Annotated in this window: 15 protein-coding genes; 9 read left to right on the forward strand and 6 right to left on the reverse strand. The window is 73.2% G+C overall.

All coding sequences use genetic code 11. The features are described from left to right. The first annotated feature begins 237 nt into the window (after nt 1–237). From WMF11_RS46965 to WMF11_RS46975, 3 genes are all read left to right on the forward strand, one after another. Nucleotides 238–549, forward strand: a complete 312-nt coding sequence (locus tag WMF11_RS46965; RefSeq protein WP_437975386.1) for a hypothetical protein — start codon at nt 238–240, stop codon at nt 547–549. A gap of 238 nt (nt 550–787) precedes the next feature. Beyond that, nucleotides 788–1,342, forward strand: a complete 555-nt coding sequence (locus tag WMF11_RS46970; RefSeq protein WP_437975387.1) for a hypothetical protein — start codon at nt 788–790, stop codon at nt 1,340–1,342. Then, complete coding sequence (locus WMF11_RS46975; RefSeq protein WP_437975388.1) at nt 1,339–2,319, forward strand: HTTM domain-containing protein; 981 nt, start codon at nt 1,339–1,341, stop codon at nt 2,317–2,319. The genes WMF11_RS46970 and WMF11_RS46975 overlap by 4 nt, the downstream gene beginning before the upstream one ends. Before the next feature lies 1 nt (nt 2,320). Here WMF11_RS46975 and WMF11_RS46980 read toward each other — a convergent pair whose 3' ends face one another. Both WMF11_RS46980 and WMF11_RS46985 read right to left on the reverse strand, forming a co-directional pair. Continuing rightward, a complete protein-coding gene (locus WMF11_RS46980) occupies nt 2,321–3,664 on the reverse strand; it encodes a serpin family protein (protein ID WP_437975389.1) in 1,344 nt (447 codons plus the stop codon). Between the two features lie 200 nt (nt 3,665–3,864). Next, nucleotides 3,865–4,800, reverse strand: a complete 936-nt coding sequence (locus WMF11_RS46985; protein ID WP_437975390.1) for a LysR family transcriptional regulator — start codon at nt 4,798–4,800, stop codon at nt 3,865–3,867. 69 nt (nt 4,801–4,869) lie between these two features. Between WMF11_RS46985 and WMF11_RS46990 the strand changes: the two genes are divergently transcribed. Beyond that, nucleotides 4,870–5,484: an NAD(P)H-dependent oxidoreductase gene (locus WMF11_RS46990; protein ID WP_437975391.1), complete on the forward strand. Its 615-nt coding sequence runs from the start codon at nt 4,870–4,872 to the stop codon at nt 5,482–5,484. A gap of 133 nt (nt 5,485–5,617) precedes the next feature. Continuing rightward, nucleotides 5,618–6,871 carry a P1 family peptidase gene (locus tag WMF11_RS46995; RefSeq protein WP_437975392.1) on the forward strand — a complete coding sequence of 418 codons (1,254 nt, stop codon included), beginning with the start codon at nt 5,618–5,620 and terminating at the stop codon, nt 6,869–6,871. A 72-nt stretch (nt 6,872–6,943) separates the two neighbouring features. Here the strand turns inward: WMF11_RS46995 and WMF11_RS47000 are convergent, their stop codons facing one another. Beyond that, nucleotides 6,944–7,375: a hypothetical protein gene (locus tag WMF11_RS47000; RefSeq protein WP_437975393.1), complete on the reverse strand. Its 432-nt coding sequence runs from the start codon at nt 7,373–7,375 to the stop codon at nt 6,944–6,946. Between the two features lie 337 nt (nt 7,376–7,712). Between WMF11_RS47000 and WMF11_RS47005 the strand changes: the two genes are divergently transcribed. Then, nucleotides 7,713–7,952: a hypothetical protein gene (locus tag WMF11_RS47005; protein WP_437975394.1), complete on the forward strand. Its 240-nt coding sequence runs from the start codon at nt 7,713–7,715 to the stop codon at nt 7,950–7,952. Here the strand turns inward: WMF11_RS47005 and WMF11_RS47010 are convergent. The 3 genes from WMF11_RS47010 to WMF11_RS47020 form a co-directional block, all read right to left on the reverse strand. Further along, nucleotides 7,949–8,359: a response regulator gene (locus WMF11_RS47010; RefSeq protein ID WP_272096158.1), complete on the reverse strand. Its 411-nt coding sequence runs from the start codon at nt 8,357–8,359 to the stop codon at nt 7,949–7,951. The two genes, WMF11_RS47005 and WMF11_RS47010, sit on opposite strands and share 4 nt — an antisense overlap. A gap of 228 nt (nt 8,360–8,587) precedes the next feature. Continuing rightward, entirely contained in the window at nt 8,588–9,826 is a 1,239-nt protein-coding gene (locus tag WMF11_RS47015) for a hypothetical protein (RefSeq protein ID WP_437975395.1), read from the reverse strand. Between the two features lie 16 nt (nt 9,827–9,842). Next, complete coding sequence (locus tag WMF11_RS47020) at nt 9,843–10,034, reverse strand: DUF350 domain-containing protein (RefSeq protein WP_437547324.1); 192 nt, start codon at nt 10,032–10,034, stop codon at nt 9,843–9,845. 208 nt (nt 10,035–10,242) lie between these two features. Between WMF11_RS47020 and WMF11_RS47025 the strand changes: the two genes are divergently transcribed. From WMF11_RS47025 to WMF11_RS47035, 3 genes are read left to right on the forward strand one after another with little or no spacing between them, the layout of a single operon-like run. After that, complete coding sequence (locus WMF11_RS47025) at nt 10,243–12,153, forward strand: insulinase family protein (RefSeq protein ID WP_437975396.1); 1,911 nt, start codon at nt 10,243–10,245, stop codon at nt 12,151–12,153. Nucleotides 12,154–12,188: 35 nt separating this feature from the next. Then, complete coding sequence (locus tag WMF11_RS47030; protein ID WP_437975397.1) at nt 12,189–13,841, forward strand: M16 family metallopeptidase; 1,653 nt, start codon at nt 12,189–12,191, stop codon at nt 13,839–13,841. Then, nucleotides 13,838–14,866 (forward strand): hypothetical protein, encoded by a 1,029-nt coding sequence (locus tag WMF11_RS47035; protein ID WP_437975398.1) that lies wholly within the window; start codon nt 13,838–13,840, stop codon nt 14,864–14,866. Before WMF11_RS47030 ends, WMF11_RS47035 begins: the two co-directional genes overlap by 4 nt. Nucleotides 14,867–14,914: the final 48 nt, after the last annotated feature.

The following is a 14,914-nucleotide window of genomic DNA, read 5'->3' on the forward strand; positions in this document are numbered from 1 at the left end:
TGTCATGCCGCGGGTGCTTCAGCGCCGCAGCGCGCTGCTCACGCATTGCGCACCTTCACCTGGTCAGCCCACATTTTAGGGATGATCTGTGCGCTGTGATCAGCAGCCTGCCACCTGCCGCGCCGGTCGAACCCGGCCCGTCCCCTGCATCGTCAGGGGCGCACCCTCGTGCCCGTGGGCGCAACGTCACGAAACGACGCGCCCGCGGGCGCAGCCGAAGAGGGAAGGAGCCGACAAATGAAGCATGTGAAGATTCTTGGCCTCATCGCGGTCACCGCAGGAGTATGCGGGATCTCTGCGCTTGCTTCTGCGGCGAACACGGTGCCGATCGACAACCTGAACCTCGTCGAGGAGACATCAACGCCACCGTCGCTCGAGAGCGAGCGTCACGTCTTCCGGCCGGCTGTCGGCTACTATCGGCCGGCGGCGGGCTACTACCGGCCGGCGGCGGGCTACTACCGGCCGGCGGCGGGCTACTACCGGCCGGCGGCGGGCTACTACCGGCCGGCAGCTGGCTATTATCGGCCTTATCGGCCCTATTGGCGCTAGGACAGGAGTGGGCTTTACCGTGACGGGCACGGCGCTGGGCGCGATCATCACGGAATACCGCGTCCGCTTTGCCGGGCGCGGAGTCGTCCATCACGGGCGATTGCGCTGAGGCATCACACGTCGAGCGTCGCCGTCCGACCGCGGCCTGCGCTGCGGCTCGATGGCGACGCATTGGAAACGTGGGTGGCGAAAGCGGGTGGCACGCCGCGCGCACTACGGATCCATGGGGGTGAGCTCCATGGACGAGATAGGAAACATAGAAAAGCGCGTGCTCTTCGTGCTTCCCGCCGCTGTGCTCCACCTCGGGCTGGTGCTCGTGCTGGGTGTGCTGCATGTGCGCTTGCCGTACGAGGGCTGGGTGGAGCGTGCGGTGGGCTATTATGGCGCGCTCTCCGGGGCCACCAGCGCATATTCCTTCTTCGCTCCGACCGTCGGGCCCCTGCTCTGGGCCACCTTCGAGGTCAGGGATCGCGCGGGGACGCTGACGACCGAGGCGCTGGAGACGGGAGTGAGCCGAGAAGCGGACCTCCGCGTCAAGAATATCGTCGGTATGTTCTGGGATGAGCAGGACCAGGCCGTAAGGCGCTCCCTGGTCGCGTCGTGGGCAGCGAAGGTGTTCGCCAAGCACCCAGAGGCGGACAGCGTTGTCGTCCGACTCGAGATTTACGATCTGCCCTCGATGGCGGAGTACCGCGCGGGAAAGGAGCCGCGGTGGAATGTCGAATACAAGGCCAAGTTCAACCTGAAGGCGCGGCTCGCCACCGGCGAGATCAACAGAGAGGCGACGCCGTGAGGCAGCCGATCTATACCCTGCTCCTGCCCAACGCCAGAGAGGCAGCCGCGCGCCTGTGGGGCTCGGTGCGGCGATTCGCGTTCGCGCCCGCGTCGGCGCGGCCCCTGGCGGCGCTCCGGATAGGGCTCGCGTCGGTGCTCCTGGTGCAGGCGGCGCTGATCGCGCCCATCGCTGACGAGCTGTACGGGCGCTCGGGCATCGTCCAGGGACAGCTCCTCGACGGGTCTGGCGCGAGCGGCTTCCCCCGGATCGGCCACCTCGTGAATGCATTCACGCGCTTCGGGGTCGGCGAGAGCGCCGTGATCGCTGGCGTGGGTGTCCTCTATGTGCTGTCGCTGGCTGGCCTCCTGCTCGGCTGGAGGACGAGGTTCTCCGCGGCGTGCGCCTGGCTCCTGCATTTGACGCTGATGATGACCGCGGAGAGGACGAACTACGGGGCGGATCAGTTCGCGAACATCTTCCTGTTCTACCTCATCTTCATGCCTTCTGGAGCCGCGCTGTCGCTCGATCGTGCCTTTGGGCGAGCGCCGCCCGAGCCGAGCGCGACAGCGCGCCTCGCGCTGCGGGTGGTGCAGCTGCACCTGTGCCTCGTCTACCTCTCGAGCGGCGTGGAGAAGGCATTGGGCGCGGCGTGGTGGGACGGCGACGCGATGTGGCGCTCGCTCATGCTGCCCGAGTACCGGCGGTTCGATTTCTCGTGGCTCGCTCACCACGCCTGGATCGCCGTGGCCGCGGGGTGGACCGTGCTGCTCGTGGAGATCGGGTACCCGTTCTTCATCTGGCCACGCCGGACCCGGCGGCTCTGGGTGGCGGCCACGGTCGGATTGCATGTCGGGATCGCGGTCTTCATGCGGCTCGATGTCTTCGGCGCCATCATGTCGGTGTTCACCATCGCCGCGTTTGGCGTGAAGGCGGACCCTCGACAGGCGCGAGCGCCGTCGGCTGCGGCGCGCTGTGCTCGGCGCGGCGAGGCCTGAGTCAGCTCGCGCTGGGGTCGGCGACGCGGCCGACGAACAGGATGCTGCCCGTCGCGTTGTCGCGGATGAGGAACAGGAAGGGGTTCACGAGCGCGAGCGACGCCGGCTGGGGCGCCGACTCGTCGCCGACGATGACCGCGGTCGCCGCCGCCGCCTCGGTGCCGGCCTCGTTCACGCCGACGAACGCCTTGTGGATGACGTCCTGGATGAAGGGCCGTCCGCTGGAGTTGATGCCGGTGAAGTCCGCGACCCCGGGCTTGAACGCGATCTCCATCCCCATCGCCTCCAGCGTCTTCTTGAGGCTCAGGTCGTAGTCGAACTTGAACCTGGGCATCGTGGTGTCGACCAGGTGCTCGCTCATCGCGCCGGCGATGCCATCGACCTTCGCCGCGTCGAGCGACGCCTCGAACGCGTCGAGCGTGCCCTTCGCCGGCAGGATGATCAGCATCGACAGCTCGTCCCCGTCGTAGGGCATCGCGACCGCCTGGTAGCCGTCGCCCTCGGCATAGGGCATCTCCAGGCTGCCGCGCATCAGGGGCACCGTCACCTCGGTCCCCTCGGTCGTCTCGAACGCGCCGTCTTCCGTCGCGGTGGGCTCGAACGGGGTGCGCCACGCCGCGTTGAAGTAGATCGCGTTCGTGAGGACCAGCACTGTCTCGGGGGTGATCGCCTCGACGGGAACCAGCTTTTCGATCTTGCCCTCGGTCTGGTCGCTGACCCAACCGTTGATGAGATCGACCGATTCCTGCGGGTGACCCCAGAAGTCCACGACGTGTATTCCAGCGCCGTAGTGCAGCCCGAGCGTGTCCACGAAGGGCGTCTCGAACGAGTAGCCGTTCTGCCCCCAGAGCGCGTTCACGACGTTGAGGCGGAAGCCCTCTCCGTCGGCGCCCTGGGCGCCCTGACCGCGGCTCTCGAGCTCCAGGTCGATCCAGTTGAACGCCGGGTGGAGCTTGTCCTGTCCGAGGTTGAAGCGCAGCGTGTCGGCCATGGCCGTCTCGGTCTCGCCCTTCGCGCCGGCCCACGTCATCGCGAGCGCCGTCGAGATGCTGTAGGGCGAGAAGAAGACGTTGCCGGGCTCCTGGCGGAGCTCTTGGTAGAGGTCGAGCGCAAACGCGGAGTTGCCCGAGACGAGCGCGGTCTTGTCCTCCGGAGGGACGTCCGGGCTCGAGATGCGCTGCTTGTCCGAGGCGACCACACATACGGGCTTGTCAGCGTCGCTGCACTCCTCGCCCCCGAGGTCGGGGTTCGGGTCCGTGTCGGGATCGGTGGACGTCTCGCAACCGAGGATCGCGGCCAGAGACAGGACGAAGAGCGGAGCGCAGGTTCGGATGGTTCGCTGCATGCCGCCCCGTCCAGCATCGGCCGTGCCGCGCCGGCTCCAAGCGCGGGTCCGTGTGTTTCCGAGACGAAACGCGCGGAGCGGCCGAGCCGCCGCGCGCGGGGCGCCCCGGAACCCTGACATCCGGGGAAGAGCTGGCCCGTTCTGGCACAAGAGGCCCTGTCAGAGCCCGGAGCTGGCTCGCGCACCAGCCACGAGATGGCTCACCCCGAGCGCCCGCGCGCCCGCGCGCGTCGCGGCGAGCTCAGGAACTGGAGATGCTCTTCGAGGGCGCCCCACACGGCGGCGATGCGCGGCACCTGGCGCAGGCCGCGCGGCGTCACGAGCCAGAGCTCGAGCACCGGGCCCGCGGGCAGGCCCAGATCGAGCTCCACCAGGTCGTCGTCCAGATCGAGCGCGCTGCACGGCAACACCGCGGCGCCGAGCCCCGCGCGCACGGCCTCGATCTGGGCGATGTAGCTGCTCACGATGAGCTTCGGTGCCTTTCGTACATGCCGCTTCTGGTAGTCGTCCTCGACGGTGGGGGTGCCGCCCAGATCGACGGCGACCCAGTCGAGCTCGTCGCGGCCCTTCTTCGAGAGCCTGCGGTGGGCGATAGGCACCGTGGGCAGGGTGACGATCCGCGCGGCCACCAGATCACCGCTCTTCGGCCGGAAGAAGCGCACGGCGATCTCGGCCTCACGGTGGCCCAGATCGGCCACCTCGTAGCTGGTCAGCAGGTGGAGCGAGACGCGCGGGTGCCTCTCGGCGAGCGCCGGGAGCACGCGCGGGATGACGCCGTGTACGGCGATCGACTCCGTGAGCGCCAGTCGGACCAGGCCCTCGGCCTCTCTCTCGTGGCCGCTGGCCTCGCGCGCGAACTGGTCGGCGCCGGCCTCCATCGACTCGACGTGGCGGCGGAGCTGCTCGCCGAGCGGGGTGAGCATGGAGCCTCCCGGCAGCCGATCGAAGACCGCCACCCGGAGCGTCCGTTCGAAGCTCGCCATGCGCCGGCTCACCGTCGATTGCTCGATGCCGAGCTTGCGCCCGGCGGCCGAGAAGCTGCCGGCGCGCGCCACCTCCAGGAAGAGGCGCAGATCGGCCCAATCCAGGTCGGCGAGCGGCCTGCCTGCGGGCGGGGGCGCGGGAGGGCGTGCCATGCATCCACGCATGGCACGCCTGCGCAGAACCGTCTACCCAGACGCTGTTGCATGGCCAAGAGTTGACGCATGCACCTCGTCATCCAAGGTCACCCCGCCCCCGACAGCCTGAGCGACGCGCTCGCGCGGGCCTACGCCAGCGGCCTCGAGAGAGGCGGAGCCCGCGTCGAGCTCCTGGCCCTGCGCTCGCTCGCCTTCGATCCGCACCTGCGCGCTGGCTTCAGCGGTAAGCAGGAGCTCGAGCCCGATCTCCGCCAGGCGCAGGCCACCATCGAGCGCGCGAGCCACGTGGCCTGGTTCTTTCCCACCTGGTGGGCAGGGCCACCCGCGCTGGTCAAGGGCTTCATCGATCGCACCTTCTTGCCAGGATGGTCGTTCGCCTATCGAAAGCGGAGCGCGCTGCCCGAGGGGCTGCTCGCCGGCCGCAGCGCGCGCGTCGTGACCACGATGGATAGCCCGGGCTGGTGGTACCGATTCTGGCACTGGCGCTCCGTGCACACCTCGTTCATCAACGCGACATTACGCTTCGTCGGCTTCGGGCCCGTCCGCGAGACCACCTTCTTCGATCAGAAGACGCGGACCCCGGAGCAACGAGCGGCCTGGCTCCGGGAGATGGAGCGCATCGGCGAGCGGGATGCGCGGCAATTCCCCGCCAGGTCCTCCCGCACGCTGGCTGTTGCGTGAAGGCGGCATCCTGCGATGCGTGCAGGATGGGTCGAGATTGCGTCGCTCTTCAGACGGGGCAGATCGCGTAAGGAATCTTCTGAGGCTTCTTGAGCGGAGCTCGAGCACACCGCCGTCAGCTATCCTTTGGCCGATGCGTTGCCCCCGCCTCCCCGCTGGCGCTGCGCTCGCCGCGGCGCTCCTGCTGCCCTCGCTCCTCGCCTGCGCCGGCCCTGCGGCTCGACCCGCCCCTCCCGCACCGAGCGCTCGTCCGCCGCCCCCGGCGCCCGCCGGCGAGGCGCGCCGGCGCGCGCGGGATCTCGGCATCGTGATAGGCCGCATGCCCACCGGGAGGCTGAACGCGATCACCGATGTCCCCGGCGTGCGGGTCGGGCACGTGACCCATCGCCGCGGCGCCGGCCGGCTCGACCCGGGCAAAGGACCGGTGCGCACAGGCGTGACCGTCATCCTGCCGACGTCCGATGATTTCTGGCACAACAAGGTCCCCGCCGCGAGCTTCGTCCTGAACGGGAACGGGGAGATGACCGGCCTCCATTATGTGAGGGAGTTCGGGGTGCTGGAGACGCCGATCGTCTTCACCAACACACTCGCCGTGGGGCGCGCCCTCGACGGGGCAATCCAGTACATGCTCCGGCGCTATCCGGGCATCGGCGTGGACGAGCCCACGGTGACACCGGTCGTCGGAGAGTGCGACGACAGCGCGCTCAACGACATGCGCGGGCTGCACGTGTCGGCCGAGGACGTCCTCGAGGCAGCGGAGCGCGCGACGGAGGGCCCTGTCGAAGAAGGGGCGGTCGGCGGCGGGACGGGGATGATCTGCTACGAATTCAAGTGCGGTATCGGGACGGCGTCGCGCGTCCTGCCGGAGGCCGCGGGCGGGTTCACCGTGGGCGCCATCGTGCAGGCGAACTTCGGGGCGCGCGGAGAGCTCCGGGTCGACGGGGTGCCGGTAGGGCTGGAGATCCGCGATCTCCTGCCCGTGCTGGAGCTCCTCGGCGAAGGCTCGCTGCTCGCCGTGGTCGCGACCGACGCGCCCCTGTCCGCGCGGCAGCTCGAGCGGGTGGCGCGGCGCATCGCGCTTGCGGTGGGGCGCACAGGGACGATCTCGCGCGACGGGAGCGGCGACCTGTTCCTGGCCTTCGCGACGGGCAACCGGGTGCCGGTCGAGCCCGGCGGGCTGACACGGAGTCTCCGCGAGGTGGACGACGCGCGCCTGAACCCGATGTTCCAGGGCGCCGAAGAGGCGGTGGAAGAGGCCATCCTCAACGCGATGACCATGGCGACGACGACCTTCGGACAGGACGACCACGTCGCCCACGCCATCCCCCTCGACCGGCTGCGCGAGGCGATGCGGCGGTACGGGAGGCTCGGTGAGCCGGGGCGCTGAACCGGAACTGCGCGCCGCGACGCCGGATCGAGCGCCGGCAAACGCGCCTCCCGGGAAGAGCGAAGTCCCGACTCAGATGATCAGCAGGAGCTCGAGCTCGCTCTCCTTTCCCGGCGCGCCCCCCGCGGGCACGTGAGGCGCGTTGAGCGGCGCCAGCCGGAGCGCGCCCCACGGCCGCGGGCCCGAGCTCTCCGGCGGAGGCACGCCGGCGTCGGCCGCGCCGCGGGCGACCTCGCCGTGCGCGCGCTGCGCGCAGCCGGCGATCGCGGCGCGCACCGCCCGGAGGACGCGCTCCGTGTCGAGCCCCCCGGGCTCCTGAGCCGCCCTGGCGAGGCTCTCGTCGATGCAGGCGGCGCACGGGGCGGAGGTGGCCGCGAGCCGCACCACCAGCGTCGCCTCCAGGCGACCGAGCTCTACCATGTTGAATGGCACCGTGAGCGCCTTGCCGCGGCCCCGGCCGACATCGACGCTGACGAGGAGGGTATCGCCGTCACGTATCACCATGGTTTCCCGGGGAGGGCGGCCACTCACGCGATCTGGCGCAGACTCACGAAGACTTGTGTTCACAAGGATCCACAGGCGATCGGAGCTCGCCTGTCCGCTCTCCTCCGCAGCGTCGCTGGTGCGGCCTTCTGCCATTCTCACGCCCTCCGAGGAGGCGAACCTACAGCCGTTGGCGGCGGACGGCGATGGCCCTTCCGGACAGACAATGTCCGGACGGGCGCGTCCGCCGAGGACGCCGCGGCGCGCGGTGAGCGCGGCGGACACGGAGGTCCTCGCTGCGTCCGTTGCGCCGTCCGGCGCGAGGCGGTAAGCACAGCCGGCGAGCGGAGGGCGAAGCGTGGATGAGCCGGAGCGGCGCGACGAGGACCCGGACCAGGGCGCGGGCGAGGCCGGGAGCGAGCGCGCGTCGCTCGGCATCCTGTTCCTCGCCGCGGCGTTCGCGCTCGCGCTCCTGCTGACCGTCGTGGCGCTCCTCGCGTTCGCGGCGATGAGCCCGCGGTCGCCGTCGGCGGTCGAGGTCGGCGCCCTGGTCGACGCTCTGGCCGACGTTCTGGCCGCGCTCGACCGGAGGGGCTAGCCGCAGGTCTTCTGGACCACGCCGAGCAGCGCGCTGAAGTCGACGGGCTTCTTCAGGTAGGCCGTGCCCTCGGGCGGGCCGTCGTGGCCGGAGACGATGGTCACAGGGATCGCCGCGAGCGCATGCACCTGCTTCAGCGCGGCGAGCATCTCCTCGCCGGTCATGATCGGCATCATGAGATCGAGCAGGATGAGCCCGGGCGGCGGGTCCGCCTGGTGCAGGAGATCGAGCGCCTCCCTGCCGTTGCTGGCGCAGTAGACGTCGTAGCCGGACGACTCGAGCATCTCGCGGAGCATCTCCCGGAGCTCGGCGTCGTCGTCGACCAGGAGGACGGGGGCGCGCGGGTTCGGGGGAATCGGCGTCACGCGCGGCCCGTTGAGCCCGTCGGTTGGCAAGGGTTCACTCATCGCTGTTACCTCTTCGAGACTGCGCAAGCATGCAGGAGCGATAGCAGGCGAACACCGCGCACGCATTGCATGCCCTCAGCATCGTCGGATCTTCTCCGGACATGGTTCCGGGCTACGCGGGGGCGGCGCCGATCCGCGCCGAGCAGCGGGCGAGGGGCGTGGCGGGAGCACGGGCACCGCGAGCGAAGCCATGCGAAGCGCCGAGGGTTACGGGAGTTGCGCCGTGGGTCAAGCCTCTCCGCTCGCTGGCCGCGTCTTGGCGGCCGTCGCGCTCTCGCGGTGCGCGCCGTCCGCGCGGCCTGGGCCGCCTTCGCCCCCCTCGCTTTCCAGCGTTCCGGGCCGGAACCCGAGCGCGCGCGCCTGGGCAGGGCGGGTGTGGCGGCGGCGCCAGACCACGGCGTCGAGCAGGTAATGGGTCGCCTGCGGCAGCGCGAGCAGCGGCACGAGCAGCGCCCGCGCGCGCGGCCCGAGGAGCGGCTCGTCCCCTGTCCGCGCGCCGCCGAAGAGCTCCGGCCGGTCGTGCCAGACCAGCCGGTCCCAGAGCATCTCCTCGACGAACGCGAGCGCCAGCGCGACGCCGAGGAAGGCGAGGAGCCCGGCGGCGAGGACCCGCGCGAGCAGCGAGCGCGGCGCCTCGCGGGCCCGCTCCCGGGCGTACGCGAAGACGAGCGCCATGTACGGGACCCCGTGGACGATCACGTTGGTGACCGTGAACTGGAAGTCGCTGTCGGTCGCGACGATGCCGACGTACCACGTCGCCGCGGTCGTCCCGACGACGACGTGCTTGCCGAGGTTGAGCGGCGCGCGGTCGACGCAGGCCCGCTGGATCGCGCGGGCGACGTACGCGGCGGCGAGCGCGGCGTACACCGCGCCGAGCGGGCCCACCGCGGCCGCGAGCCACGGCGCGCTCACGAAATCGCCGTCCACGAACCACTGGAACGCGCGCGGTTGGTGAGCGTGTGCGTGCCAGTAAAGGAGCGGCCACCCCGTCGCCGCGTAGACGAGCGCGTCGTCGAGGAGGCGATCGACGCGCGAGCGCTCGCCCGCGAGCGCGCGGTAGATCGCGACCCACCCGACCTGCTGGCGGACGAAGTGGATCACGGCCACGTAAGCGAGCGCGCGCCAGAAGGTGAGCTCGGAGGCGAGGTGGAGCGCGACGCCGGCGGCGTAACAGGCGAGCGGCACGCCGGCGTAGAGCGCGGGGTGGCGGCGGAGCTCCTCCGGGTCGAGGTACGTGCGGAAGAGCGTCGTGTGCACGTGCGCGACGTCGACGCCGACCACGAAGAGCAGGAAGCCCCAGGCCGGGAGCGCGCCCCCCGCCGAGAGCGCGGCGAGGGCGAGGGCGACCGCCGCGGAGCCGCCGAACACCGCGAGGTCGACGCCGCGGCTCCACATGAAGCCGCCGCGGGCCGCGCCGCGGGGCCCGGCCGGCAGCGCGCCGAGGAGGTCGGGCCCGGCCGAGGCCAACGCCGAGACCCGCGCGTCAGCCGTGGATGGCCGCGGAGATGATCCAGGCGAGGCCCAGGATCACCGAGCCGATCACGATCGCGAGCGCCGTGTTCTGGTCCTCCTCGATCTCCTTGCGGATGGAGAAGGGGGTGAGCTTCGTGATCAGCATGAACGCCAGCAGGAAGACGATCAGCCCGACGGCAACGAAGACGAGCGTTCCGATCACGGCTTTGATCAAATTTTCAACGTCGGGCATCGGCGGTTCTCTCTGGGCGTGGGGCGGCGCGCGGCGCGCGCCCGTGACGTCGTGAGCTCGGGGCGCGAGCCTACGCGAGTCGGCCGGCAGGGTGAAGCGCGGTCGCTGCGCCGCGTCGCTCCTCGACGACGCGCGCGCCCGGACGACGACGTGCTATCGCCCTGCGGTGTCCACGACCGTGAGCCGAACCCTGCCCCGCCGCGCCCTCACGGCCGCGCTCGCGGCGCTCGGCCTGCTCTGCGCAGGCGCGCCCCACCTCGCCGCGGCAGCGCCTCCGTCCGGCAAGTCGGCGGGCGTAGCGGCCGGCAAGTCGGCGGGCGCGCCGTCCGGCAAGGGGGCGGGCGCGCCCGCCGGCAAGGCGGCGCGCGGCGGGGGCGCGCCGATCCGGAAGGCGGCGCACACGGCGGGGGCGCCGAGGAGCGCCGCGGCGGGTCCGGCGGAAGCGCCGCTCGATCTCGCGTTGCCCGTCGAGCGGGTCACGCTGAAGAACGGGCTGCGCGTGGTGCTGAGCCCCGATGAGAGCTCGCCAACGGTCGCGGTGGCCGTGACGTACGACGCGGGCTCGCGCGACGAGCCGAGCGGCAGGAGCGGCGTGGCGCGCCTCGTGATGGACACGATGGCCCGGAGCAGCCGCAGCCTGCCGGCGGGCGAGCCCCAGCGCCTCGTCGCCGAGCGCGGTGGCGAGCTCCACGCCGAGGCGGACGTCGATCGCACCGCGTACACGGCGGTGCTGCCCGCGAACGAGCTCGCGCTGGCGCTGTGGCTCGAGGCCGATCGCATGAGGGCGCCCGCGCCGAGCGCGGAGGGCTTCGAGGCGCAGCGCAGGGGCGCGCTCGAGCGCCGCGGCGCGGTCCTCGGCGCCGCCCACGGCCAGGGCGCGATCCGGCTCCGCGAGCTCGTCTTCCAGGGGTACTGGCCCCACGAGCACCCGGCGCTCGGCGAGGCGGACGATCTCGCGGGCGCCGAGCTCTCGTGGGTCCGCGACTTCCACGCGGCCCACCACGGCCCGAACAGGGCGGTGCTCGCGATCGCCGGCGGCTTCGACGCGGGCGCGGCGATGGCGCTCGTGCACGAGTACTTCGACGGCATCCCCGCCGTCTCCGCCGCGCCCTTCAAGGACGCGCCGTTCCCCGAGCAGACGAGCCAGCGCACCGGCGTCGTGAGGGACAGCGCCGCCCGCGCGCCGTCGATCCTCTACGGGTGGGCCGTGCCGCCGCCCGAGCACCCGGATCACCACGCGCTCGCGCTCGCGGCCTCCCTGCTCGGGCGCGGCGAGAGCTCGCGGCTCCCGGCGCTCCTCGTCGGGAACAAGGCGGTCGCGCGGTCGGTGCGGGTCGCGATCGACGGCCACCGCGGGCCCGATCTCTTCTCCATCGACGTGCGGCTCGCCGAGGACGCCCGGGTCGGCGACGTCGAGAAGCTGATCGAGGGCGAGATCCGGGCGCTCGCGACGGCGGGACCCTCGCAGGCCGAGCTGACGAGGGCGCGCCGGCTGCTCCAGTCGGCGTTCGTGGCGGGCCTCGCGGACGCGAGCGCGCGGGCGCGGGCGCTCGGCGAGCACGAGCTCGTCTTCGGGGACGCCGCCCACCTGAACGGGGAGCTCGCGCGCTACTTCGCGGTGACCCGGGAGGACGTGCAGCGCGTCGCGCGCGAGCACCTCGGCCCGACGCGCCGGACGATCGTCGAGACCTATCCCCCTGGGGTGCCGGGAGCCGCCTCGCCGCTACGCGCGTCGGCCGGCGCGCTGCGGGCCGGAGGCGGGGCGCGCGCCGCGGCGCCGGCGCAGGACGCTGACGTGGCGGCGCCGGGCAAGGGCGCAGAGAAGGCGGCGCCTGGCAAGGGCGCGGGCAAGGCCGCGCCGAGCAAGGGAACGGGCAAGGGCGCGTCGGGCAAGGCCGCGTCGGGCAAGGGCGCGGACAAGGCCGCGTCGGGCAGGGGCGCGGACAAGGCCGCGCCGGGCAAGGCCGCGTCGGGCAAGGGCGCGGACAAGGCCGCGCCGGGCGAGCGCCCGGCGAAGGCGCACGGCGCGGCGAGCCGGCCCGCGCCGGATCCGGCGCCGACGAAGCCGGCGAAGCCCACGAAGAAGTGACGCGAACAGGCGAGCGACGGAGAACGCGTGACGCGATGAACGAGCGAAGCGAGCGACGCGACCTGCGCGGGCGACGGACAGCGCGCCCCTGGCTCTCCTGGACCGCGGCGCTCGCGGCCGCCGTGGCGTGCGGCTGCGCTGCTGGGCGGGCGCCGCAGCCGCCCGCGCAGGCGGGCGCGCCGGCGAGGCCCGCCCCGGCGACGTCTGCGCCAGCGGCGCCGCCGGCCGAGGTCGCTCGCGGGGAGCAGCCGCCGCCGTCCGGCCCCGCGAAGCCCGCGCGCATGCCCGCGATCGCCTGGGCCGAGCTCCCGAGCGGCCTGCGCGTCGCCACGGCGGTGAGCCGCGCGCTGCCGCTCGTGGAGGTCCGGGTGGTCATCCGCGGCGGCTCCGCGGCCGACGGCGAGCGCACGGGGCTCGCCGCGCTCACGGGCGAGCTCCTCCTGCGCGGGGGCGCGGGCGGCCTCCCCGGCCGCGAGCTGCTCGCGCGCGTCGAGTCGCTCGGCGCCTCCCTGCGGGTGGACGCAGGCCTCGACGCGACCGTGATCGGGCTGCGCACACCCAGCGATCGCCTCGCGGAGGCGGCCCTGCTGCTCGGGCACGTCGTGCAGCGGCCGCGCCTCGACGCTGCGGAGCTCGCCAAGCTGAAGGCCCAGGCCGCCGAGGCGGCGAGGGAGCGCGCGCGCTCGGACGGCCGCTGGGGAGCGCTGATGGTCCTCTTCCGCGACCTCTACGCGCTCCCGACCGAGCTGCACCCCTACGGCTCGTTCGGCGCGACGGCGGCGGAGCTCCCGCGGATCACCGCCGCCGACTGCCGCGCGTTCCACGCGGCGTGGTACGTCCCGAAGAACACCGTGGTGGTGGTGGCGGGCGACACGACGCCCGAGGCCGCGCGCGCGGCCGTGGAGAAGGCCTTCACCGACCGCCGCGGCGCGGAGCCGCCGGCGCTCTCGTTCACCGATCCGGTGCCTCCGGCGTCGCTCAAGATCACGATCGTCGATCGCCCGAAGAGCGCGGAGAGCGAGCTCTTCCTCGGCGTGCTCGGCCCCGAGCGCAGCGCCTCGGAGTGGCCCGCGCTCGCTCTCGCGGGCGAGGTCCTCGGCGGCCCCTCCGGGCGCCTCTCGCAGGAGCTGCTCGAGCCGCGCGGGCCGGCGCGCGAGGTGTCCGCGGCGCCGCTCGACGTCGCGCACGGGCCCGTCCCGCTCCTGGCCCACGCCCGCGTCCCCGCGGCGCGCACGGGCCTCGCCGCGCAGGCGATGCTCGAGCACGCGGAGCAGCTCGCGGCCGCGGCGCCCTCGCAGGAGGAGGTCGACGCCGCGGCGCGGCGGCTCACGGCCGGCCTCGGCCTGGGCCTCGGGACGGCCACGGGGCTCGCGGACGAGCTCGCCGTCATGCAGGCGCTCGATCTGCCGGACGACCACCACGAGAGCTACCGCAAGGAGCTCCGGGAGATCACGCCGGCCTTCGCCGGCAAGGTCGCGCACGACAACGTGCGACCGGCGCACGCCGCGATCGTCGTGGTGGGCGACGCCCAGGCGATCGGCCCGATGCTGAGCCGCCTCGGGGACGTCAAGGTGGTCGACCCGACCCGCGCCTTCGAGCGGAAGCGCACGATCCCGCGGGACGCGAGCGCCTCGCCCGCCCCGGCGCCAGGCGCTGGCCGCGCGGCGCCGGCAGAGGAGCCGCAGTGACGGCCGCCGGGCGCCGCGGGGGCGCGCGCGCTCCGCGGGCGGCTGTGCGTGGGCTAGCGCCCGCGACGCGCGCCTTCGCGCTCGCGGCGGCGCTCGCGGCCGCGTCCTCTCCGGGCGCCGTGGGGGCGCAGCCGAAGCCAGCGCCGGTGGCCGCAGCGCCGGCGGCGTCGACGGCGGCACCCGGGCAGCTCGACGGCGCAACGTACGACTACGAGCACCCGTCTGCGCCGGCGAGCGGCGCCGCCGAGCAGGGCGCAGCGCAGGCCGGAGCGGCCGCGCCCCCGGTGCCGCCGGAGCGGCGCTGGCGGGGTCGCGCCTTCGTGCACCGCCTGGCGGCCGCCGATCCCGCGCGGCCGCTGCCGATCCTCGTGTTCCTGCACGGCACCAACGAGGCGCGGATCGAGCACCGCTGGATGAGGGGCGGCCAGGAGGGCGACGTGCGCCGGATCGCGGCGCAGCTCATGGAGGCGGGCCGGATCCCGCCGATGCTGGTCGCCGCGCCGAGCGCCGTGCTCCCGGCGGCGGTCGCCGTCGCGCGGACGAGCTGGCCTGCCTTCGATCTGGACGCGTTCCTGGACGCCACGGCCGCGCGGCTGCGCGGCGTCGCGACCCTCGACCGCGCGCGCGTCGTCGTCGCGGGCCACTCCGGCGGCGGCTGCAACAAGGCGGGCGGCATCGCGGCCGCGCTCGGCGCGTCCACCCCCGTGCACGCCGCGCTCGTGATCGACACGTGCATGGACGTCGACATCGCGCTCCCCCTCGCGCGCTCGCGCCCGACAACGCACGTCGTCGTGTCGTGGCAGACGATGACCTGGGCCAAGCGCCCCATCGCCGACTTCCGCCGCGCCTTCCAGCGCGGCGTCGAGGCGCACCCTGCGGCGCCCGGCGTCCTCCGCGAGCTCGAGCCGCTCGTCCCGACGGAGCCGATGCCCCACGACGCCATGGTGCCCCTGGTGCTGCGGCGCTGGCTGCCGTCGCTCCTCTCGCCGGACGCCGCGCCGAGCGTGCCCTGCGTCTCGCCGTGACCGCCCCAGGACGCGCGGCCGCGTCCGTGCCCCGCCCTCCGCCCCAGG

Origin of the sequence: Sorangium sp. So ce295, from assembly GCF_051527405.1 — a bacterium.
GTDB lineage: Bacteria > Myxococcota_A > Polyangia > Polyangiales > Polyangiaceae > Sorangium > Sorangium cellulosum_B.

Bases quoted from the DNA above. Each gene is read 5' to 3' on its own strand.
- WMF11_RS47000 (WP_437975393.1), bottom strand. From the start codon at position 7,375: ATGGTGATACGTGACGGCGATACCCTCCTCGTCAGCGTCGATGTCGGC.
- WMF11_RS46980 (WP_437975389.1), bottom strand. From the start codon at position 3,664: ATGCAGCGAACCATCCGAACCTGCGCTCCGCTCTTCGTCCTGTCTCTG.
- WMF11_RS46965 (WP_437975386.1), top strand. From the start codon at position 238: ATGAAGCATGTGAAGATTCTTGGCCTCATCGCGGTCACCGCAGGAGTA.
- WMF11_RS46990 (WP_437975391.1), top strand. From the start codon at position 4,870: ATGCACCTCGTCATCCAAGGTCACCCCGCCCCCGACAGCCTGAGCGAC.
- WMF11_RS46985 (WP_437975390.1), bottom strand. From the start codon at position 4,800: ATGGCACGCCCTCCCGCGCCCCCGCCCGCAGGCAGGCCGCTCGCCGAC.
- WMF11_RS47010 (WP_272096158.1), bottom strand. From the start codon at position 8,359: ATGAGTGAACCCTTGCCAACCGACGGGCTCAACGGGCCGCGCGTGACG.
- WMF11_RS46970 (WP_437975387.1), top strand. From the start codon at position 788: ATGGACGAGATAGGAAACATAGAAAAGCGCGTGCTCTTCGTGCTTCCC.
- WMF11_RS46995 (WP_437975392.1), top strand. From the start codon at position 5,618: ATGCGTTGCCCCCGCCTCCCCGCTGGCGCTGCGCTCGCCGCGGCGCTC.
- WMF11_RS47030 (WP_437975397.1), top strand. From the start codon at position 12,189: ATGAACGAGCGAAGCGAGCGACGCGACCTGCGCGGGCGACGGACAGCG.